The organism is Rhizobacter sp. P2_D12, assembly GCF_056404395.1.
The window spans coordinates 1-21,861 of sequence record NZ_JBFUEB010000073.1 but is presented as its reverse complement, the minus strand read 5'-3'; the positions used below and the strand labels follow the sequence as shown (position 1 = coordinate 21,861).

Genomic DNA, 21,861 nt, shown 5'->3' with positions numbered 1-21,861 from the left:
CCGAGAGCCCACCATGCCGATCAGCAACACCGAAGCCCTGGCCCGCGTCATCGACCACCGCGAGATCTTCCACGACGAGATGCTGACGCTGATGCGCCGCATCATGAGCGGCGACATGTCGCCGGTGATGATCGCGGCGCTGTCGATGGGGCTGCGCGTCAAGAAGGAGACCATCGGCGAGATCGCCGCCGCCGCGCAGGTGATGCGCGAGTTCGCGACGCCGGTGACCATCGCCGACAAGAGCCACCTGGTCGACCTGTGCGGCACCGGCGGCGACGCGGCGCACACCTTCAACATCTCGACCGCCGCGATGTTCGTCGCCGCCGCGGCCGGCGCACGCGTGGCCAAGCACGGCGGGCGCAGCGTGTCGTCCAGCTCGGGCAGCGCCGACGTGCTCGAGGCCTTCGGCGCCAACGTCAACCTGAATGCCGAACAGGTCGCGCAGTGCCTGCAGGACAGCGGCATCGGCTTCATGTTCGCGCCCAACCACCATGCGTCGATGAAGCATGCCGGGCCGGTGCGCAAGGAGCTCGGCGTGCGCACCATCTTCAACATCCTCGGGCCGCTGACCAACCCGGCCGGCGCGCCCAACCAGCTGATGGGCGTGTTCCACGCCGACCTGGTCGGCATCCAGGTGCGCGTGCTGCAGCGCCTGGGCTCCGAGCACGTGATGGTGGTCTACGGCATGAACGGCATGGACGAGATCTCGCTGTCGGGCGAGACGCTGATCGGCGAGCTGAAGGACGGCGAGGTTCGCGAGTACGTGGTTCACCCGAGCGACTTCGGCATGCCGGTGTACGACACCCGCGTGCTGAAGGTGGCCGACAAGGCCGAGTCGGTGCAGTGCATCCAGCGCGCCTTCGCGAACGAGGACGGCCCGGTGCGCGACATCGTGCTGCTGAATGCCGGCGCGGCGCTGTACTGCGCCAACGTGGCCGGCTCGGTGACCGAGGGCGTCAAGATGGCGCGCGAGGCGGTGGCCTCGGGCAAGGCACTGGCCAAGCTGAGCCAGTTCGTCGCGGCGACCAACAAGTTCAAGGCAGCAGCATGAGCGACATCCTCGACAGGATCGTTTCGGTCAAGCGCGACGAGATCGCGGCGGCGCGGCGCCTGCGCGACATCGCGTCGCTGCGGCGCGATGCCGAATCGCTGGGCGGCGTGCGCGACTTCGCGCAGGCGCTGCGCGGCAAGATCGCCGCCGGCAAGGCCGCGGTGATCGCCGAGGTCAAGAAGGCCAGCCCCAGCAAGGGCGTGCTGCGCGAGCACTTCGTGCCGGCGGAGATCGCCGCCAGCTACGAGAAGCACGGGGCCGCCTGCCTCAGCGTGCTGACCGACCGGCAGTTCTTCCAGGGCTCGGCCGACTACCTGCAGGCGGCCCGCGCGGCCTGTGCGCTGCCGGTGCTGCGCAAGGACTTCATGGTCGACGCCTACCAGGTGTTCGAGGCGCGCGCGATGGGTGCGGACTGCATCCTGCTGATCGTGGCCAGCCTCGACGACGCGCTGATGGCCGACCTGGAGGCGCAGGCCCACGCGCTCGGCATGGCGGTGCTGGTCGAGGTGCACGACGGTGCCGAACTGGATCGCGCGCTGCGCCTGGCGACGCCGCTGGTCGGCATCAACAACCGCAACCTGCGCACCTTCGAGGTCACGCTCGACACCTCGCTCGGGCTGCGCAAGCACGTGCCGGCCGACCGGCTGCTGGTGACCGAGAGCGGCATCCTCGCGCGCGCCGACGTGCAGCGCATGCGCGACGCGCAGGTCAACGCCTTCCTGGTCGGCGAGGCCTTCATGCGCGCGCCGGACCCCGGCGCGGCGCTGGCCGCGCTGTTCGGGTGAACGCACCGTCGCTGCAACTGCAGCAGCCGCTGGCGCAGGTGCTGGACGGCGTGCCGGCGGCATGGCGGCACGAGGTGCAGGCCTGGCGCGAATCGGCGGCGGGGCAGGGCCTGGTCGGGTTCGTCGACCGGCGCGTGGCCGACGGGGCGGTGGTCTACCCGCCCGAGCCGCTGCGGGCGCTGGGCCTGACGGCGCTGGCGGACGTGCGCGTGCTGATCGTCGGACAGGATCCGTACCACGGCCCCGGGCAGGCGCACGGCCTCGCGTTCTCCGTGCCGGCCGGCGTGGCGCTGCCGCCGAGCCTGCGCAACATCGTCAAGGAGCTGCTGCGGGACCTCGGCGTCGCCCCACCCACCGGCGACCTGTCGGGCTGGGCTGCGCAGGGCGTGCTGCTGCTGAACACCACGCTGACCGTCGAGCAGGGCGAGCCGGCCAGCCACGCGCGCCACGGCTGGGAGCCGCTGACCGAGCGCCTGGTCGGCGCCGTCGCGCGGCGGCGCCAGCCTTGCGTCTACATGCTGTGGGGGGCGCACGCCCAGCAGTTCGCGCCGCTGGTGCGCGACGAGGGCGGGCCGGATGCGCTGGTGCTGATGTCGAACCACCCGTCGCCGCTGTCGGCGCGGCGGCCGCCGGTGCCGTTCCTCGGCAACGGGCATTTCGGGGCCGCGCAGCGGCACCTGCAGGTGCACGGCGGCCCCATCGACTGGGGCCGCTGAAGCGTCAGTTGAAGTAGTAGCTGACGTAGGCGCCGATGTGGCTGCCGTCGTACTCGGGCGCGGTCGAGTAGCCCTTCAGCTTGTACTTCTCGTGCACGCCGCGCAGCTTGAAGGCCAGGTTGCGCGTGGTGAAGTACTCGACTTCCAGCACGGCGCCGGTCGACGACTCGAACTCGACGTTGCCGACGTCGAGCGCACCGCTGGACGAGAACTTGGCCTTCTGCGACCAGCGCGCGCCGCCGCCGATGCGCCATTGGTCGTTCAGGTCCCAATGGCCCAGCACCTCGATCGGGTAGCGGTCGAAGGTCTTGCGGCCGTCGTCGCCCGACGAGGTCTCGCCACTGACCGTCTGGAAGTGGTATCCGACGCTCAGCTGCACCGACAGCGGGCTCTCGAAATGGATGTCGACGCCGCCGCGCAGGTCGACCAGGCCGCCGGCACGGATGTTCACGTCGCTGCCATGCTCGAACTGGACCGTGTCGAGCCGGTCGCCGCCCCAGGTCAGGCCGAGTGCCGCGAACGGCCGCAGCCTGATGCCTTGCTGGTCGTCGGACTGGGCGTGGGCGGTGGCCGACAGGGCCAGGACGGCAGCGGCCAGGATCGTCTTTCTCGTCATCGGGATACCTCCTCCGTGTGTGCTCCGCGACAGTGCGGGCCGGCGGCAATTATCCAGGGCTTGTCCCCGGCCCCTGTGGCGCCGGGTGTCACGCAACTTTCACGGGCCCCGGTTTGCCAGTGCGCCCATCTCGATGTATAGTCCCGAGTTCGCCGCGGAGGGGTGCCCGAGTGGCTAAAGGGGGCAGACTGTAAATCTGTTGGCTTACGCCTACGCTGGTTCGAATCCAGCCTCCTCCACCACGGCGAAACAAATTCGGTAGTTGTTCGGCAGTTGTTGTGCATGCCTGTCGGGTTGGGGTCTTCGGTGCTTGTCGAAGATCCTGGCCAGGCGGGTGGGGCTCCCGGGCGGGAGTAGTTCAATGGTAGAACCCTAGCCTTCCAAGCTAATGACGCGGGTTCGATTCCCGTCTCCCGCTCCACGATGTCGTCAGAGGCTTGGCTTCCAGGGGATGCCAGCCCTGTGTCGACAGGCACAAGAGATTCGCCCATGTGGCTCAGTGGTAGAGCACTCCCTTGGTAAGGGAGAGGTCGCGCGTTCGATCCGCGCCATGGGCACCACTTCTTCTTTCTGCACCGTCAATCTCGACTGCTAGGAGCGCGAAAAATGGCAAAAGGCAAATTCGAGCGGACCAAGCCGCACGTGAACGTGGGGACGATTGGTCACGTGGACCATGGCAAGACGACGCTGACGGCGGCGATCACGACGGTGCTGTCGGCGAAGTTCGGCGGCGAGGCGAAGGCGTACGACCAGATCGACGCGGCGCCGGAAGAGAAGGCGCGCGGCATCACGATCAACACGGCGCACGTGGAGTACGAGACGGCGAACCGTCACTACGCGCACGTGGACTGCCCGGGGCACGCCGACTACGTGAAGAACATGATCACGGGCGCAGCGCAGATGGACGGCGCGATCCTGGTGGTGTCGGCCGCTGACGGCCCGATGCCGCAGACGCGCGAGCACATCCTGCTGGCGCGCCAGGTGGGCGTGCCGTACATCATCGTGTTCATGAACAAGTGCGACATGGTCGATGATGCCGAGCTGCTGGAGCTGGTCGAGATGGAAGTGCGCGAGCTGCTGTCCAAGTACGACTTCCCCGGTGACGACACCCCGATCGTGAAGGGTTCGGCCAAGCTGGCGATGGAAGGCGACAAGGGCGAGCTGGGCGAGCAGGCGATCTTCAAGCTGGCCGAGGCGCTGGACACGTACATCCCGACGCCCGAGCGCGCGATCGACGGCGCGTTCCTGATGCCGGTGGAAGACGTGTTCTCGATCTCGGGCCGCGGCACGGTGGTGACGGGGCGYATCGAGCGCGGCGTGATCAAGGTGGGCGAAGAAATCGAGATCGTGGGCATTGCCGCGACGCAGAAGACGACGTGCACGGGCGTGGAGATGTTCCGCAAGCTGCTGGACCAAGGTCAAGCGGGCGACAACGTGGGCATCCTGCTGCGCGGCACCAAGCGCGAAGACGTGCAGCGCGGCCAGGTGCTGTGCAAGCCGGGCAGCATCAAGCCGCACACGCACTTCACGGCCGAGGTGTATGTGCTGAGCAAGGAAGAGGGCGGTCGCCACACGCCGTTCTTCAACAACTACCGCCCGCAGTTCTACTTCCGCACGACGGACGTGACGGGCGCGGTGGAGCTGCCGAAGGACAAGGAAATGGTCATGCCGGGCGACAACGTCAGCATCACCGTGAAGCTGATCAACCCGATCGCGATGGAAGAAGGCCTGCGCTTCGCCATCCGTGAAGGTGGCCGCACCGTCGGCGCCGGCGTCGTCGCCAAGATCCTCGAGTGAACGGATAAGGTTGCAAAGCAGGCCACAGGGGTATAGCTCAACTGGCAGAGCGCTGGTCTCCAAAACCAGAGGTTGGGGGTTCGATTCCCTCTGCCCCTGCCAAGACCGCACAGGGTGCGGATTGGTGGCCCAAGCAGCCCGCACGGCGACGAAAAGTCCCGGCGGGCTTTGCTGCTGAAAGGCGGCACGTGTTTTTGTGAAGAACGAAATGTCGAATCCTCAAGTCGAAACCGTCTCCACGGGCGCTGACAAGGCCAAGCTCGCCGCTGCCGGCGTGCTGGTCATCGCGGCCGTGGCGGCGTTTTATGCGTTGGGCAAACAGGACCTGTGGCTGCGCGTCGGTGCACTGCTGCTGCTGCTGGTGGGGGCCGTCGGCCTGTTCTTCACGTCCGAAAGCGGCAAGCAGCTGATCGCCTTCGGGCGCGATTCGGCACGCGAGGTCCGCAAGGTCGTGTGGCCCACCCGCAAGGAAGCCACGCAGATGACGCTGTACGTCTTCGCCTTCGTGGTGGTGATGGCCTTGTTCCTGTGGTTCACCGACAAGACGCTCGAATGGGTGCTGTACGACCTGATCCTGGGCTGGAAGCGTTGAGGACAACCTGATGAGCGAACAACAGCCCCAAGAACAACCGGCCGGCGACGCGGCGCCGGTTTCGATGGCGCCGGCCGGCAACAAGCGCTGGTACGTCGTGCACGCCTATTCCGGCATGGAGAAGGCTGTCGAACGCAACCTGCGCGAGCGCATCGACCGCGCCGGCATGCAGGACAAATTCGGCCGCATCCTGGTGCCGATGGAAGAAGTCGTCGAGCTGAAGAACGGCAAGAAGGCCGTCACCGAGCGCCGCTTCTTCCCCGGCTACGTGCTGGTCGAGATGGAAATGGCCGACGACACCTGGCACCTGGTGAAGCACACCAGCAAGGTGACCGGCTTCGTCGGCGGCGCGAAGAACCGCCCGGCGCCGATCTCCGAGGCCGAGGTGATGAAGATCGTCAGCCAGATGCAGGAAGGCGTCGAGAAGCCGCGTCCGAAGGTCGAGTGGGAAGTGGGCGAACTGGTGCGCGTCAAGGAAGGCCCGTTCACCGACTTCAACGGCGCGATCGAGGACGTCAACTACGACAAGTCCAAGGTCCGCGTGTCGGTCACCATCTTCGGCCGCGCGACGCCGGTCGAGCTGGACTTCTCGCAGGTCGAGAAGGTCTGAGGATTCAAGCCCGGGTGGCGGCTGCGCAGGGCAACCTGCCGAAGCGACCCCGTTGATGCCGGCGACGAGACGCCGGTACGAGGAGCAAGGGTAACCAGCCCCTTGCGTTGGCACTCAAGGCCTGTCCGCCAAGACGGGCCTGTTCTGGAGAAATCATGGCAAAGAAGATTGTCGGCTTCATCAAGCTGCAAATCCCGGCGGGCAAGGCCAATCCTTCGCCCCCGATCGGTCCGGCGCTGGGTCAGCGCGGCCTGAACATCATGGAGTTCTGCAAGGCGTTCAACGCCCAGACGCAGGGCATGGAACCCGGCCTGATGCTGCCGGTCGTGATCACCGCGTTCGCGGACAAGTCCTTCACGTTCATCATGAAGTCGCCCCCGGCGACCGTGCTGATCAAGAAGGCCATCAAGCTCGACAAGGGTTCGGCCAAGCCGCACACCGACAAGGTCGGCAAGATCACGCGCGCCCAGCTCGAAGAGATCGCCAAGACCAAGGTCAAGGACCTGACGGCCGCCAACATGGATGCCGCCGTTCGCACCATCGCCGGCACCGCCCGCTCGATGGGCGTGACCACTGAAGGAGTCTGAGCATGGCCAAGCTGACCAAACGCCAAAAAGCCCTCGCCGGCAAGGTCGACAGCACCAAGCTGTACGCCCTCGACAACGCCCTGGCCATCGTCAAGGAATGCGCGACCGCCAAGTTCGATGAATCCATCGACGTGGCCGTGCAGCTCGGCATCGACGCCAAGAAGTCCGACCAGGTCGTGCGCGGCGCCGTCGTGCTGCCCAACGGCACCGGCAAGACCAAGCGCGTCGCCGTGTTCGCCCAGGGTGCCAAGGCCGAAGAAGCCCGCGCCGCCGGTGCCGACATCGTCGGCATGGACGACCTGGCCGAACAGGTCAAGGCCGGCAACCTGAACTTCGACGTCGTGATCGCCTCGCCGGACACGATGCGCATCGTCGGTACGCTGGGCCAGATCCTGGGCCCGCGCGGCCTGATGCCGAACCCGAAGGTCGGCACCGTGACGCCCGACGTCGCCACCGCGGTGAAGAACGCGAAGGCCGGCCAGGTGCAGTTCCGTGTCGACAAGGCAGGCATCGTGCACAGCACGATCGGCCGCCGTTCGTTCGATTCCGACAAGCTGGTGGGCAACCTGCGCGCGCTGATCGAGGCCCTGAACAAGGCCAAGCCGGCGTCGAGCAAGGGCATCTACCTGCGCAAGGTGGCGGTGTCGTCGACGATGGGCGTCGGTGCCCGTGTCGACGTCGCTTCGATCAACGCGTCCGCTGCGGCCGCCTGATCTGACAGATAAAGGGCTGGCGCGAGTCTGGCGCCGGTCCGATGAATTGGTGGGCCGCTGCGGTGCAAGCTGCAGCGGGCCATCCAAGACCGCAGGCGCGGCCCCGGCCGCTTAATCGACGAGACGGTGGAAACACCCGATCCGACGCCCGCGCAGATGGCGATCCCATTGACAAGGAAGCCGGCCACACAGCCGGGTTCCAAGGCAAAGGTCGCTGAATCGTGGTGTGTCCCAAGGCTTTTCGCCAACGGACACGATTGTGTGAGGAGCAGACCTTGAGTCTCAATCGCAACGAGAAAGCAGCCGTGGTGACGGATGTGGCCGCGCAAGTCGCGCGTTCGCAGACGTTGGCGCTGGCCGAGTACCGTGGCCTCACCGTGGCTCACCTCGACGCACTGCGCAAGCAGGCGCGCGACAAGGGCGTGTACCTTCACGTGCTGAAGAACACCCTGGCTCGCCGTGCCGTTGCCGGTACGTCGTTCGAGGTAGCCGCGGAAAGCTTCGTCGGTCCGCTGATCTACGGTTTTTCCGAGGACGCCGTTGCCGCGGCCAAAGTCATCGCCGACTTTGCCAAGGGCAACGACAAGCTCGTCATCAAGGCTGGCGCCTACGCCGGCAAGGTCCTGAACGCCGAAGGCGTGAAGGCCCTGGCCAGCGTTCCCAGCAAGGAAGTGCTGCTGTCGCAGCTGGCCGGCCTGCTGATGGCACCGGTGCAGCGCACGGCCGCCGTCCTGGCTGCCCTGGCCAAGCAACGTGGCGAAGGTGCTGCAGAAGCAGCCCCCGCCGCCGAAGCTGCCGCCGCCTGAAGACGACCCTCTCAACCTTTACCTGATATCTAGGAACCCAAAATGGCATTCGATAAAGACGCATTCCTGACCTCGCTGGACAGCATGTCCGTGATGGAACTCAACGACCTGGTCAAGGCCATCGAAGAGAAGTTCGGCGTGACCGCCGCTTCCATGGCCACCGGCGGTGGCGGCGGTGGCGGCGGCGCTGCTGCTGCGGTCGTCGAAGAAAAGACCGAATTCAACGTCGTGCTGCTCGAAGCCGGCGCGAACAAGGTGTCGGTCATCAAGGCCGTGCGCGAACTGACGGGCCTGGGCCTGAAGGAAGCCAAGGACCTGGTCGACGGCGCTCCGAAGCCCGTCAAGGAAGCCATCCCCAAGGCCGACGCGGAAGCCGCCGTCAAGAAGCTGGTGGAAGCCGGCGCCAAGGCCGAGATCAAGTAATTCGCTTGGTCCGCACGGGGCTGGGAGCCGGAATCGGCCCCCAGCCTTTTGCGCTTCAGGGGTTTGTCCCCCTGAGGACACCTGAAAAGGCGGGAACGACGACAATGTCGGTCCTCCCCCCCTTTTCAAGTGTTCTCTGATCCGACTGCAGAGAACGGGTTTGGTCGGACTCCGGTGCAATGCCGGGGTTGTCCGCCAGCGGTTGGTAGTGGCCAGCCACCAAGCGTCGAACGCAATGTTCGAAAGACAGTCGCCGACGGGAGCAGGGCCTGGGCCCGGTTCTGTTCCCCGACACGGAGTGAGAAATCACACATATGGCGCAGCACGCAACCCCCTACAGCTACACCGAGCGCAAGCGGATTCGCAAGAGCTTCGGAAAGCGCGAGAGTGTCCTCAACGTCCCCTATCTGCTGACGATGCAGAAGGAGTCGTACGTCGCCTTCCTGCAGAAGGACGTACCCCCGCAGAAGCGCAAGCCCGAAGGGCTGCAAGCCGCCTTCCTCTCCGCCTTCCCGATCGTGTCGCACAACGGGTTCGTGGAGATGAAGTTCATCGAGTTCAACATGGCCAAGCCCGCGTTCGACACGCGGGAGTGCCAGCAGCGCGGCCTGACCTACGCCGCCGCCGTGCGCGCCAAGCTGCAGATGATCATCTATGACCGCGAGTCGCCGCAGGCCAAGACGGTCAAGGAGATCAAGGAACAAGAGGTCTACATGGGCGAAGTGCCGCTCATGACCGACTACGGTTCGTTCATCGTCAACGGCACCGAGCGCGTGATCGTGTCGCAGCTGCACCGTTCGCCGGGCGTGTTCTTCGAGCACGACAAGGGCAAGACGCACAGCTCGGGCAAGCTGCTGTTCAGCGCCCGCATCATCCCGTACCGCGGCTCCTGGCTCGACTTCGAGTTCGACCCGAAGGACATCCTGTACTTCCGCGTCGACCGCCGCCGCAAGATGCCGGTGACGATCCTGCTGAAGGCCATCGGCCTGAACCCGGAATCGATCCTCGCGAACTTCTTCGTGTTCGACAACTTCCGCCTGATGGACTCCGGTGCCCAGATGGAGTTCGTCGCCGACCGCCTGCGCGGCGAAGTGGCCCGCTTCGACATCACCGACAAGAACGGCAACGTGGTGGTCGAGAAGGACAAGCGGATCACCGCGCGCCACACGCGCCAGATCGAGCAGTCCGAGACCCAGTTCATCAGCGTGCCGGAAGACTTCCTGGTCGGGCGCGTGCTGGCCCGCAACATGGTCGACCCGGACACCGGCGAGATCATCGCGAAGGCGAACGACGAGCTGACCGACTCGCTGCTGAAGAAGCTGCGCGCCGCCGGTGTGAAGGACATGCAGTGCCTCTACACCAACGAGCTGGACGAAGGCGCCTACATCTCGCAGACGCTGGCCGCCGATGAAACGGCCGACCAGCTGGCCGCGCGCGTCGCGATCTACCGCATGATGCGCCCCGGCGAGCCGCCGACCGAAGACGCCGTCGAGGCGCTCTTCAACCGGCTGTTCTACAACGCCGACACGTACGACCTGTCGCGCGTGGGCCGCATGAAATTCAACGCCCGTGTCGGCCGCGACGTGCCGGAAGGCCCGATGACGCTGAGCAATGACGACATCCTCGACGTCGTCAAGATCCTCGTCGAGCTGCGCAACGGCCGCGGCGAAGTCGATGACATCGACCACCTGGGCAACCGCCGCGTGCGCTGCGTCGGCGAGCTGGCCGAGAACCAGTACCGCTCGGGCCTCGCCCGCATCGAGAAGGCCGTCAAGGAACGTCTCGGCCAGGCCGAGACCGAGGCGCTGATGCCGCACGACCTGATCAACTCCAAGCCGATCTCCGCGGCGCTGAAGGAGTTCTTCGGTGCGTCGCAGCTGTCGCAGTTCATGGACCAGACCAACCCGCTGTCCGAGATCACGCACAAGCGTCGCGTCTCGGCCCTGGGCCCGGGCGGCCTGACCCGCGAACGCGCCGGCTTCGAAGTGCGCGACGTGCACCCGACCCACTACGGCCGCGTGTGCCCGATCGAGACGCCGGAAGGCCCGAACATCGGCCTGATCAACTCGCTGGCCCTGTACGCGCAGCTCAACGAATACGGCTTCCTCGAGACGCCGTACCGCCGCGTGGCCGACGGCAAGGTGACGATGCAGATCGACTACCTGTCGGCCATCGAGGAAGGCAAGTACGTGATCGCGCAGGCCAACGCCTCGCTCGACGCCGACGGCAAGCTGATCGACGAGCTGGTGTCCGCCCGCGACAACGGCGAATCGATCCTGACCTCGCCGGAACGCATCCAGTACATGGACGTGGCGCCGACGCAGATCGTGTCGGTGGCGGCCTCGCTGGTGCCCTTCCTCGAGCACGACGACGCGAACCGCGCGCTGATGGGCGCCAACATGCAGCGCCAGGCCGTGCCGACGCTGCGTCCTGAAAAGGCACTGGTCGGCACCGGGGTCGAGCGCGTCGCCGCGAAGGACTCGGGCACGGTCGTGGCCGCGCGCCGCGGCGGCGTCGTCGACTACGTCGACACCAACCGCATCGTGATCCGCGTCAACGACGACGAGACGGTGGCCGGCGAGGTCGGCGTCGACATCTACAACCTGATCAAGTACCAGCGTTCGAACCAGAACACGAACATCCACCAGCGCCCGATCGTCAAGCGCGGCGACACCGTCTCGGCCGAGGACATCATCGCCGACGGCGCCTCGACCGACATCGGCGAACTGGCGCTCGGCCAGAACATGCTGGTCGCGTTCATGCCCTGGAACGGCTACAACTTCGAAGACTCGATCCTGATCAGCGAACGTGTCATCGCCGACGACCGCTACACCTCGATCCACATCGAGGAACTGGTGGTGATGGCGCGCGACACCAAGCTGGGCTCGGAAGAAATCACGCGCGACATCCCGAACCTGTCCGAGCAGCAACTGGCTCGCCTGGACGAATCCGGCATCGTCTACGTGGGCGCCGAGGTCAACCCGGGCGATACGCTGGTGGGCAAGGTCACGCCGAAGGGCGAGACCACGCTGACGCCGGAAGAGAAGCTGCTGCGCGCGATCTTCGGCGAGAAGGCGTCCGACGTGAAGGACACCTCGCTGCGCGTCGACCAGGGCACCAGCGGCACCGTCATCGACGTGCAGGTCTTCACCCGCGAAGGCATCCAGCGCGACAAGCGTGCGCAGCAGATCATCGACGATGAGCTCAAGCGCTACCGCCTCGACCTGAACGACCAGCTGCGCATCGTCGAGGCCGACGCGTTCGACCGGATCGAGAAGCTCCTGGCCGGCAAGACCGCCAACGGCGGCCCGCAGAAGATCGCCAAGGGCACGACGATCGACAAGGCCTACCTGGCCAGCGTCGAGAAGTACCACTGGTTCGACATCCGCCCGGCCGACGACGAAGTGGCCAACCAGCTCGAGTCGATCAAGAACTCGCTGGAGCAGACGCGCCACAGCTTCGACCTCGCGTTCGAAGAGAAGCGCAAGAAGCTCACGCAGGGCGACGAGCTGCCGGCCGGCGTGCTGAAGATGGTGAAGGTGTACCTTGCCGTCAAGCGCCGCCTGCAACCGGGCGACAAGATGGCCGGCCGCCACGGCAACAAGGGCGTCGTGTCCAAGATCAACCCGGTCGAGGACATGCCGCACATGGCCGACGGCACGCCGTGCGACATCGTGCTGAACCCGCTGGGCGTGCCCTCGCGGATGAACGTCGGGCAGGTGCTCGAGGTCCACCTGGGCTGGGCCGGCAAGGGCATCGGCCAGCGCATCGGCGACATGCTGCAGGCGCAGGCCAAGGTGGTCGAGCTGCGCAAGTTCCTCGACGAGCTGTACAACAAGTCGGGCGGCAAGACCGAGCGCCTGGACCACCTGAGCGACGACGAGATCCTCGAGATGGCCGGCAACCTGAGCAAGGGCGTGCCGTTCGCGACGCCGGTGTTCGACGGTGCCGCCGAAGAGGAAATCCGCGGCATGCTGAAGCTGGCGTATCCGGACGACATCGCGAAGGTCAAGGGCCTGACCGCCACGCGCACCCAGGCCACGCTGTACGACGGCCGCACCGGCGACGCCTTCGAGCGTCCGGTCACGGTCGGCTACATGCACGTGCTGAAGCTGCACCACCTGGTCGACGACAAGATGCACGCCCGTTCCACCGGCCCGTACTCGCTGGTCACGCAGCAACCGCTGGGCGGCAAGGCCCAGTTCGGCGGCCAGCGTTTCGGCGAGATGGAAGTGTGGGCGCTGGAGGCCTACGGCGCGTCGTACGTGCTGCAGGAGATGCTGACCGTCAAGTCCGACGACGTGAACGGCCGCACCAAGGTGTACGAGTCCATCGTCAAGGGAGAGCACGCGATCGAGGCCGGCATGCCGGAGTCGTTCAACGTGCTGGTGAAGGAAATCCGTTCGCTCGGTATCGACATCGAGCTCGAGCGCAACTAAAGGAAAAGGAAACAGAACATGAAGGGTTTGCTTGATCTGTTCCGCCAGTTCACGCCTGATGAGCATTTCGATGCCATCAAGATCGGTCTGGCTTCTCCCGAGAAAATTCGGTCCTGGTCGTTCGGCGAAGTCAAGAAGCCGGARACCATCAACTACCGCACSTTCAAGCCKGAGCGYGAYGGYCTSTTCTGCGCCAAGATCTTCGGCCCGATCAAGGACTACGAGTGCCTGTGCGGCAAGTACAAGCGCCTGAAGCACCGTGGCGTGATCTGCGAGAAGTGCGGCGTCGAAGTGACGCAGACCAAGGTTCGCCGTGACCGCATGGGCCACATCGACCTGGCTGCGCCGTGCGCGCACATCTGGTTCCTGAAGTCGCTGCCGTCGCGCCTGGGCCTGGTGCTCGACATGACGCTGCGCGACATCGAGCGCGTGCTGTACTTCGAAGCCTACGTGGTGGTCGACCCCGGCATGACCCCGCTGAAGAAGTTCAGCATCATGTCGGAAGACGACTACGACGCGAAGCGCACCGAGTTCGGCGACGAGTTCGTCGCGCTGATGGGCGCCGAAGGCGTGCAGAAGCTGCTTGCCGAGATGGACCTCGACGTCGAGATCGAGCGCCTGCGCGGCGACATGACCGGCTCCGAGCTGAAGGTCAAGAAGAACTCCAAGCGCCTGAAGGTGATGGAAGCCTTCAAGAAGTCGGGCATCAAGCCGCAGTGGATGGTGATGAACGTGCTGCCCGTGCTGCCGCCGGACCTGCGTCCGCTGGTGCCGCTGGACGGCGGGCGCTTCGCCACCTCCGACCTGAACGACCTGTACCGCCGCGTCATCAACCGCAACAACCGCCTGGCCCGCCTGCTCGAACTGAAGGCGCCGGAGATCATCGTGCGCAACGAGAAGCGCATGCTGCAGGAAGCGGTCGACTCGCTGCTGGACAACGGCCGTCGCGGCAAGGCGATGACCGGTGCCAACAAGCGCGCGCTGAAGTCGCTGGCCGACATGATCAAGGGCAAGAGCGGCCGCTTCCGGCAGAACCTGCTGGGCAAGCGCGTCGACTACTCGGGCCGTTCGGTCATCGTGGTCGGCCCGACGCTGAAGCTGCACCAGTGCGGCCTGCCCAAGCTGATGGCGCTCGAGCTGTTCAAGCCGTTCATCTTCTCGCGCCTGGAAGCCATGGGCATCGCCACCACCATCAAGGCGGCGAAGAAGGAAGTGGAGTCGGGCACGCCGGTGGTCTGGGACATCCTTGAAGAAGTCATCAAGGAACACCCGGTCATGCTGAACCGTGCGCCGACGCTGCACCGCCTGGGCATCCAGGCGTTCGAGCCGGTGCTGATCGAAGGCAAGGCGATCCAGCTGCACCCGCTGGTCTGCGCGGCGTTCAACGCCGACTTCGACGGCGACCAGATGGCCGTCCACGTGCCGCTGTCGATCGAGGCGCAGATGGAAGCCCGCACGCTGATGCTGGCCTCCAACAACGTGCTGTTCCCGGCCAACGGCGAACCGTCGATCGTGCCGTCGCAGGACGTGGTGCTGGGCCTGTACTACGCCACCCGCGAGCGCATCAACGGCAAGGGCGAGGGCATCATCTTCTCCGACGTCGTCGAAGTGCAGCGCGCGCTCGACAACGCGGCGGTCGAGATCACCGCGAAGATCAGCGTGCGCCTGACCGAGTGGACGAAGAACAAGGCGAGCGGCGAATTCGAGCCGTCGACCAAGCTCGTCGACACCACCGTCGGCCGTGCGCTGCTGTCCGAGATCCTGCCCAAGGGGCTGCCGTTCTCGAACATCAACAAGGCGCTGAAGAAGAAGGAGATCTCGCGCCTGATCAACACCTCGTTCCGCAAGTGCGGCCTGAAGGAAACGGTCGTCTTCGCCGACAAGCTGCTGCAGTCGGGCTTCCGCCTGGCCACGCGTGCCGGCATCTCGATCGCGATCGACGACATGCTGGTGCCGAAGGAGAAGCACGGCCTGATCGAGCGCGCCGAGAAGGAAGTGAAGGAGATCGAGCAGCAGTACGTCTCGGGTCTCGTCACCGCCGGCGAGCGCTACAACAAGGTGGTGGACATCTGGGGCAAGACCGGCGACGAGGTCGGCAAGGTCATGATGAGCCAGCTGGCCAAGCAGAAGGTCATCGACCGCCATGGCAAGGAAGTCGACCAGGAGTCGTTCAACTCCATCTACATGATGGCCGACTCGGGTGCGCGCGGCTCCGCTGCGCAGATCCGACAGCTGGCCGGCATGCGCGGCCTGATGGCCAAGCCGGACGGCTCGATCATCGAGACGCCCATCACGGCGAACTTCCGTGAAGGCCTGAACGTGCTGCAGTACTTCATCTCCACCCACGGCGCCCGCAAGGGCCTCGCGGACACGGCGCTGAAGACGGCGAACTCCGGCTACCTGACGCGTCGCCTGGTCGACGTGACGCAGGACCTGGTGGTCACCGAGGACGATTGCGGCACGCAGAACGGCATCAACATGCGCGCGCTGGTCGAAGGCGGCGAAGTGATCGAATCGCTGCGCGACCGCATCCTCGGCCGCGTCACCGCGATCGAGGTGCAGCATCCGGAAACCGGCGAGCAGCTGCTGACCGGCGGCACGATGCTCGACGAAGACGCGCTCGACGACCTCGAGGCCGCCGGCGTCGACGAGGTCAAGGTGCGCACCGCGCTGACCTGCGGCACGCGCTTCGGCCTGTGCGGCAAGTGCTACGGCCGCGACCTGGGCCGCGGCGGCCTGGTGAACCGCGGCGAAGCGGTCGGCGTGATCGCGGCGCAGTCGATCGGCGAGCCGGGCACGCAGCTGACGATGCGCACGTTCCACATCGGCGGCGCGGCTTCGCGTGCGGCGGTGGCGTCCAGCGTCGATGCGAAGTCCGATGGCCACATCGGCTTCAACGCGACGATGCGCTACGTGACCAACGGCAAGGGCGACCTGGTCGTGATCTCGCGTTCGGGTGAAATCATCATCGCCGACCAGCACGGCCGCGAGCGCGAGCGCCACAAGGTGCCGTACGGCGCGATCCTGAACATCAAGCCCGACCAGCAGCTGAAGGCCGGCACGGTGCTCGCCAACTGGGACCCGCTGACCCGCCCGATCATCACCGAGTTCGCCGGCAAGGCGAAGTTCGAGAACGTCGAGGAAGGCGTGACGGTGGCCAAGCAGGTCGACGAAGTGACCGGCCTGTCGACGCTGGTGGTGATCGACCCGAAGCGCCGCGGCGCCGCCAAGGTGGTTCGCCCGCAGGTCAAGCTGCTGGACGCCGCCGGCAACGAGGTGAAGATCCCCGGCACCGACCACTCGGTGACGATCGGCTTCCAGGTCGGCTCGCTGATCCAGGTGCGTGACGGGCAGGACCTCGCCCCGGGCGAAGTGCTGGCGCGCATCCCGGTCGAAGGCCAGAAGACCCGCGACATCACCGGCGGTCTGCCGCGCGTGGCCGAGCTCTTCGAGGCGCGCAGCCCGAAGGACAAGGGCACGCTGGCCGAGATGACCGGCACGGTGTCATTCGGCAAGGAGACCAAGGGCAAGGTGCGCCTGCAGATCACCGATCCGGAAGGCAAGGTCTACGAAGAGCTGGTGCCCAAGGAAAAGAACATCGTGGTCCACGAAGGCCAGGTGGTCAACAAGGGCGAGTCGATCGTCGACGGCCCGGCCGATCCGCAGGACATCCTGCGCCTGCTGGGCATCGAGGAACTGGCGCGCTACATCGTCGACGAAGTGCAGGACGTCTACCGCCTGCAGGGCGTGAAGATCAACGACAAGCACATCGAGGTGATCGTTCGCCAGATGCTGCGTCGCGTGCAGATAGTCAACCCGGGCGACACGGCGTACATCGTCGGCGAGCAGGTGGAGCGTTCGGAGCTGCTGGACACCAACGACAAGATGTTGGCCGAAGGCAAGATGATCGCGACGCATGCCGACGTGCTGCTGGGCATCACGAAGGCGTCGCTGTCGACCGACAGCTTCATCTCGGCCGCGTCCTTCCAGGAAACCACCCGCGTGCTCACCGAGGCTGCCATCATGGGCAAGCGCGACGAGCTGCGTGGCCTGAAGGAGAACGTCATCGTCGGGCGCCTGATCCCGGCCGGCACCGGCATGGCCTTCCACGACGCACGCCGCGTCAAGGAAGAGATGGACGACGCGGAACGCCGCGCGATCGCGATGCAGGAGGCGGAGGAATTCGCTTCGGTGCAGGAAACGCCGGCGGAAGCCGGTGGCGATACGGCCGAGTGAGCGATTGCTCCTTCAGCTGAAAGGCCGCCTTCGGGCGGCCTTTTTCATTGCAGCGCCGACCAGGCCTCGGGCGTCAGGATCTGCAGGCCGCGGGGCCGGGCCCGGCGCGACAGCCGCAGCACGGCGCGGTCGCGGGTGAGCAGCCAGTCGGCGCCRTGCAGCGCGAAATCGATGAACTTCTGGTCATCGCGGTCGGTGCAGCGCAGCGGAGCATCCAGGCCCGGTGCCGGCGGATCGTCCTTGATGTGAGCGCATGCACTCCAAATCAACCAGACCCGATCGAGGTCGACCTGAGGCTGGCGTGGCAAGCCGCGGCGCAGCACCTCGGCCAGCTCGTCGCGCATGGCCGCCGTGGCCACCCATTGCAGCCGGCCGCTTTCGAGCGCCTGGGCGATCGGCCGCACCGCCGGGTTGCCGAACACCAGCCAGTCGAGCACCACATTGGTGTCCAGCACGGCACGGGGCGGATCGAAACGGAACACGGGAAACACGAGAGGCCCTTGCTTGCGGCAGCACAGGGCTCTGAATATAATCGCAGGCTTTTCGGCAGTTCCTGCTTTCGCTCTTTTGACGGGCGGCCCCCGATCCCGCAAGCTTTCGCGCTTGCCTCCGATCGTTCGGCCACGCCCCCCGGAGGAGCGCAACGCTGCTTCCGAAAGAGATGTGACTTCAAACGGGAACAAGTTACCAACATGCCAACCATCAATCAACTCGTGCGTCACGGTCGCGAGACCGAGGCCACGAAGTCCAAGTCGCCTGCGCTGCAGGGCGGACCGCAGCGCCGCGGCGTCTGCACCCGCGTGTACACCACGACCCCCAAGAAGCCGAACTCGGCGCTGCGTAAAGTGGCCAAGGTTCGCCTGACCAACGGGTTCGAGATCATTTCCTACATCGGCGGCGAAGGCCACAACCTGCAAGAGCACAGCGTCGTGCTCGTGCGCGGCGGCCGTGTCAAGGATCTGCCGGGTGTTCGCTACCACATCGTGCGCGGCTCGCTCGACCTGCAAGGCGTGAAAGACCGCAAGCAGTCGCGCTCCAAGTACGGTGCGAAGCGCCCGAAGAAGGGTTGAGGCCCTTCGGCAAACAGCAAAGGGCGGCCTGAGGGCTGTCGAAGAATTCGGCCTGTGTCGGCCGAGTAAGTGGAAACCCCGGCGCCAGGTGCGCTGTCGTGGTGACCAAGGCCCAGGCAGCGATGCCCGTGCCAACTGAAGAGAAAAGGAAGAGCTATGCCTCGTCGTCGCGAAGTACCCAAGCGTGAGATCCTCCCCGATCCGAAATTCGGCTCGGTTGACCTCTCCAAGTTCATGAACGTGATCATGGAGTCGGGCAAGAAGGCCGTTGCCGAACGCATCATCTACGGTGCACTGGAACAGGTCGAGAAGAAGTCGGGCAAGGACCCGCTGGAGATCTTCACGGTCGCGCTGAACAACATCAAGCCGATGGTCGAAGTGAAGTCACGCCGCGTTGGCGGTGCGAACTACCAAGTTCCCGTGGAAGTTCGCCCCGTCCGCCGCGTGGCCCTGGCCATGCGCTGGTTGAAGGAGTCGGCCCGCAAGCGCGGCGAGAAGTCGATGGCCCAGCGCCTCGCGAACGAGCTGCTGGAGGCCGTCGAAGGCCGTGGCGGCGCGATGAAGAAGYGCGACGAAGTGCACCGCATGGCGGACGCCAACAAGGCGTTCTCGCACTTCCGCTTCTAAGAACGAAGTCCCCCGTCCCCGGCCGCTCTTCGGGTTTACACGAACCCGCGAGCGGCCCCTGCATTTGGAGTGCCATCATGGCCCGCAAGACCCCCATCGAGCGCTATCGCAACATCGGCATCTCGGCGCACATCGACGCCGGCAAGACCACGACCACCGAGCGCATCCTGTTCTACACAGGCGTGAACCACAAGATCGGTGAAGTGCACGATGGCGCCGCCACGATGGACTGGATGGAGCAGGAACAGGAGCGCGGCATCACCATCACGTCGGCCGCGACGACCTGCTTCTGGAAGGGCATGGAGCTGAACCATCCCGAGCACCGCATCAACATCATCGACACCCCGGGGCACGTCGACTTCACGATCGAGGTCGAGCGCTCGATGCGCGTGCTCGACGGCGCGTGCATGGTGTATTGCGCCGTGGGCGGTGTGCAGCCCCAGTCGGAAACCGTCTGGCGCCAGGCCAACAAGTACAAGGTGCCCCGCCTCGCGTTCGTCAACAAGATGGACCGCACCGGTGCGAACTTCTACAAGGTCTATGACCAGATGAAGGCGCGCCTGAAGGCGAACCCGGTGCCCATCGTGATCCCCATCGGCGCCGAAGACAACTTCACCGGCGTGATCGACCTGATCAAGATGAAGGCGATCATCTGGGACGAGGCCTCGCAGGGCATGAAGTTCGACTACAAGGACATCCCGGCCGAGCTGCAGGCGGATGCCCAGAAGTGGCGCGAGAACATGATCGAGGCCGCCGCTGAATCCAGCGAAGACCTGATGAACAAGTACCTCGAGTCGGGCGACCTGAGCGAGGCCGAGATCAAGCAGGGCATCCGCACCCGCACGATCGCGACCGAGATCCAGCCGATGCTGTGCGGCACCGCGTTCAAGAACAAGGGCGTGCAGCGCATGCTCGACGCCGTGATCGACTTCATGCCGTCGCCGATCGACATCCCGCCGGTGCCGGGCCACGACGAAGACGACAAGGACACGACCCGCAAGGCCGACGACAGCGAGAAGTTCGCTGCGCTGGCGTTCAAGCTGATGACCGACCCGTACGTCGGCCAGCTGACCTTCGTGCGCGTCTACTCGGGCGTGCTGAAGTCGGGCGACTCGGTCTACAACCCGATCCGCGGCAAGAAGGAGCGCATCGGCCGGATCCTGCAGATGCACGCCAACCAGCGTGAGGAAATCAAGGAAATCCTGGCCGGCGACATCGCCGCCTGCGTGGGCCTGAAGGACGTGACGACCGGCGAAACGCTGTGCGATCCGGAAGCGATCATCACGCTCGAGAAGATGATCTTCCCGGAGCCGGTGATCTCGCAGGCCGTCGAGCCGAAGACCAAGGCCGACCAGGAGAAGATGGGCATCGCGCTGGGCCGCCTGGCCCAGGAAGACCCGTCGTTCCGCGTGCGCACCGATGAAGAATCGGGCCAGACCATCATTTCCGGCATGGGCGAGCTGCACCTGGAAATCATCGTCGACCGCATGAAGCGCGAATTCGGCGTCGAGGCCAACGTCGGCAAGCCGCAGGTGGCCTACCGCGAAACCATCCGCAAGTCGGCGACCGACGTCGAAGGCAAGTTCGTGCGCCAGTCGGGCGGCAAGGGCCAGTACGGCCACGTCGTGCTGAACATCGAGCCGCAGGAGCCGGGCAAGGGCTTCGAGTTCGTCGACGCCATCAAGGGCGGCGTGGTGCCGCGCGAATTCATCCCCGCGGTGAAGAAGGGCGTCGAAGACTCGCTGCCGAACGGCGTGCTGGCCGGCTTCCCGGTGGTCGACGTGAAGGTCACGCTGATCTTCGGTTCGTACCACGAGGTCGACTCGAACGAAAACGCGTTCAAGATGGCCGCGTCGCTCGGCTTCAAGGACGGCTGCCGCAAGGCCAGCCCGGTCATCCTCGAGCCGATGATGGCGGTGGAAGTCGAGACCCCGGAAGACTACGCCGGCAACGTGATGGGCGACCTGTCCTCGCGGCGCGGCATGGTGCAGGGCATGGACGACATGCCCGGCGGTGGCAAGGTCATCAAGGCCGAGGTTCCGCTGTCGGAGATGTTCGGCTACTCGACCACGCTGCGCTCGATGTCGCAAGGCCGTGCCACGTACACGATGGAGTTCAAGCACTACAGCGAAGCTCCGAAGAACGTGGCCGACGCGATCATCACCGCCCGCGGCAAGTAATCAGTTCAGTTAGACGAAGCCGGTCTTCGTCGTCTGCTTCGCGCGATGCCAGTGGCGCGCGAACCCAGCGGGCGGCGGAGACCTTAAACCCAGCACTGGAAGTGCTCTTTGATACGGAGAATCTGAAATGGCAAAAGGCAAATTCGAGCGGACCAAGCCGCACGTGAACGTGGGGACGATTGGTCACGTGGACCATGGCAAGACGACGCTGACGGCGGCGATCACGACGGTGTTGTCGGCGAAGTTCGGCGGCGAGGCGAAGGCGTACGACCAGATCGACGCGGCGCCGGAAGAGAAGGCGCGCGGCATCACGATCAACACGGCGCACGTGGAGTACGAGACGGCGAACCGTCACTATGCGCACGTGGACTGCCCGGGGCACGCCGACTACGTGAAGAACATGATCACGGGCGCGGCGCAGATGGACGGCGCGATCTTGGTGGTGTCGGCCGCTGACGGCCCGATGCCGCAGACGCGCGAGCACATCCTGCTGGCGCGCCAGGTGGGCGTGCCGTACATCATCGTGTTCATGAACAAGTGCGACATGGTCGATGATGCCGAGCTGCTGGAGCTGGTCGAGATGGAAGTGCGCGAGCTGCGCTGTCCAAGTACG

General features: G+C 65.6%; 18 protein-coding genes and 4 tRNA genes. 20 read left to right on the top strand and 2 right to left on the bottom strand.

Annotated features, from left to right (window positions below; all coding sequences use genetic code 11):
* Window positions 1–13 precede the first annotated feature (13 nt).
* Genes trpD through AC1DYN_RS22165 form a run of 3 tightly spaced genes read left to right on the top strand, consistent with a single transcriptional unit; the run spans window position 14 to window position 2,552 of the window.
* Window positions 14–1,051, top strand: coding sequence for an anthranilate phosphoribosyltransferase (gene trpD, locus AC1DYN_RS22175; protein WP_477963276.1), 1,038 nt, complete (start codon window positions 14–16; stop codon window positions 1,049–1,051).
* Window positions 1,048–1,836: an indole-3-glycerol phosphate synthase TrpC gene (gene trpC, locus AC1DYN_RS22170; protein ID WP_477963275.1), complete on the top strand. Its 789-nt coding sequence runs from the start codon at window positions 1,048–1,050 to the stop codon at window positions 1,834–1,836. Before trpD ends, trpC begins: the two co-directional genes overlap by 4 nt.
* Entirely contained in the window at window positions 1,833–2,552 is a 720-nt protein-coding gene (locus tag AC1DYN_RS22165; RefSeq protein ID WP_477963274.1) for a uracil-DNA glycosylase, read from the top strand. The genes trpC and AC1DYN_RS22165 overlap by 4 nt, the downstream gene beginning before the upstream one ends.
* Window positions 2,553–2,556: 4 nt before the next feature.
* On the opposite strand, the gene AC1DYN_RS22160 is transcribed toward AC1DYN_RS22165, so the two are convergent.
* The gene (locus AC1DYN_RS22160; protein ID WP_477963273.1) at window positions 2,557–3,168 is read right to left on the bottom strand and encodes an outer membrane beta-barrel protein; all 612 of its coding nucleotides are present in this window, start codon (window positions 3,166–3,168) and stop codon (window positions 2,557–2,559) included.
* 156 nt (window positions 3,169–3,324) lie between these two features.
* Between AC1DYN_RS22160 and AC1DYN_RS22155 the strand changes: the two genes are divergently transcribed.
* From AC1DYN_RS22155 to rpoC, 13 genes are all read left to right on the top strand, one after another.
* Window positions 3,325–3,410, top strand: a tRNA-Tyr gene (locus AC1DYN_RS22155).
* A 105-nt stretch (window positions 3,411–3,515) separates the two neighbouring features.
* A tRNA-Gly gene (locus AC1DYN_RS22150) sits at window positions 3,516–3,589 on the top strand.
* Window positions 3,590–3,653: 64 nt separating this feature from the next.
* Window positions 3,654–3,728 (top strand) — tRNA-Thr (locus AC1DYN_RS22145).
* Window positions 3,729–3,774: 46 nt separating this feature from the next.
* Complete coding sequence (gene tuf / locus AC1DYN_RS22140; RefSeq protein WP_477963272.1) at window positions 3,775–4,965, top strand: elongation factor Tu; 1,191 nt, start codon at window positions 3,775–3,777, stop codon at window positions 4,963–4,965.
* Window positions 4,966–4,991: 26 nt separating this feature from the next.
* Window positions 4,992–5,067, top strand: a tRNA-Trp gene (locus AC1DYN_RS22135).
* Window positions 5,068–5,173: 106 nt separating this feature from the next.
* The gene (gene secE, locus AC1DYN_RS22130) at window positions 5,174–5,557 is read left to right on the top strand and encodes a preprotein translocase subunit SecE (RefSeq protein WP_477963271.1); all 384 of its coding nucleotides are present in this window, start codon (window positions 5,174–5,176) and stop codon (window positions 5,555–5,557) included.
* A gap of 64 nt (window positions 5,558–5,621) precedes the next feature.
* A complete protein-coding gene (gene nusG / locus AC1DYN_RS22125) occupies window positions 5,622–6,167 on the top strand; it encodes a transcription termination/antitermination protein NusG (RefSeq protein WP_477963290.1) in 546 nt (181 codons plus the stop codon).
* Between the two features lie 155 nt (window positions 6,168–6,322).
* Window positions 6,323–6,754 carry a 50S ribosomal protein L11 gene (rplK, locus tag AC1DYN_RS22120; protein ID WP_477963289.1) on the top strand — a complete coding sequence of 144 codons (432 nt, stop codon included), beginning with the start codon at window positions 6,323–6,325 and terminating at the stop codon, window positions 6,752–6,754.
* 2 nt (window positions 6,755–6,756) lie between these two features.
* Window positions 6,757–7,467: a 50S ribosomal protein L1 gene (rplA, locus tag AC1DYN_RS22115; RefSeq protein ID WP_477963270.1), complete on the top strand. Its 711-nt coding sequence runs from the start codon at window positions 6,757–6,759 to the stop codon at window positions 7,465–7,467.
* 275 nt (window positions 7,468–7,742) lie between these two features.
* Window positions 7,743–8,273, top strand: a complete 531-nt coding sequence (rplJ, locus tag AC1DYN_RS22110; protein WP_477963269.1) for a 50S ribosomal protein L10 — start codon at window positions 7,743–7,745, stop codon at window positions 8,271–8,273.
* 42 nt (window positions 8,274–8,315) lie between these two features.
* The gene (rplL, locus tag AC1DYN_RS22105; RefSeq protein ID WP_047510954.1) at window positions 8,316–8,696 is read left to right on the top strand and encodes a 50S ribosomal protein L7/L12; all 381 of its coding nucleotides are present in this window, start codon (window positions 8,316–8,318) and stop codon (window positions 8,694–8,696) included.
* A 314-nt stretch (window positions 8,697–9,010) separates the two neighbouring features.
* On the top strand, window positions 9,011–13,135 hold the full coding sequence (gene rpoB, locus AC1DYN_RS22100) for a DNA-directed RNA polymerase subunit beta (RefSeq protein WP_477963268.1): 4,125 nt from the start codon (window positions 9,011–9,013) through the stop codon (window positions 13,133–13,135).
* 18 nt (window positions 13,136–13,153) lie between these two features.
* A complete protein-coding gene (gene rpoC / locus AC1DYN_RS22095; RefSeq protein WP_477963267.1) occupies window positions 13,154–17,371 on the top strand; it encodes a DNA-directed RNA polymerase subunit beta' in 4,218 nt (1,405 codons plus the stop codon).
* A gap of 44 nt (window positions 17,372–17,415) precedes the next feature.
* Here the strand turns inward: rpoC and AC1DYN_RS22090 are convergent, their stop codons facing one another.
* Window positions 17,416–17,862: a PIN domain-containing protein gene (locus AC1DYN_RS22090; protein ID WP_477963266.1), complete on the bottom strand. Its 447-nt coding sequence runs from the start codon at window positions 17,860–17,862 to the stop codon at window positions 17,416–17,418.
* A 201-nt stretch (window positions 17,863–18,063) separates the two neighbouring features.
* Between AC1DYN_RS22090 and rpsL the strand changes: the two genes are divergently transcribed.
* The 4 genes from rpsL to AC1DYN_RS22070 all read left to right on the top strand — a co-directional run.
* Window positions 18,064–18,441: a 30S ribosomal protein S12 gene (rpsL, locus tag AC1DYN_RS22085; RefSeq protein ID WP_477963265.1), complete on the top strand. Its 378-nt coding sequence runs from the start codon at window positions 18,064–18,066 to the stop codon at window positions 18,439–18,441.
* 156 nt (window positions 18,442–18,597) lie between these two features.
* Window positions 18,598–19,068: a 30S ribosomal protein S7 gene (gene rpsG / locus AC1DYN_RS22080; RefSeq protein ID WP_477963264.1), complete on the top strand. Its 471-nt coding sequence runs from the start codon at window positions 18,598–18,600 to the stop codon at window positions 19,066–19,068.
* A gap of 77 nt (window positions 19,069–19,145) precedes the next feature.
* Window positions 19,146–21,248 carry an elongation factor G gene (fusA, locus tag AC1DYN_RS22075; protein WP_477963263.1) on the top strand — a complete coding sequence of 701 codons (2,103 nt, stop codon included), beginning with the start codon at window positions 19,146–19,148 and terminating at the stop codon, window positions 21,246–21,248.
* 127 nt (window positions 21,249–21,375) lie between these two features.
* On the top strand, window positions 21,376–21,861 hold a 486-nt coding region (locus AC1DYN_RS22070), incomplete at its 3' end, for a GTP-binding protein (protein ID WP_477963262.1).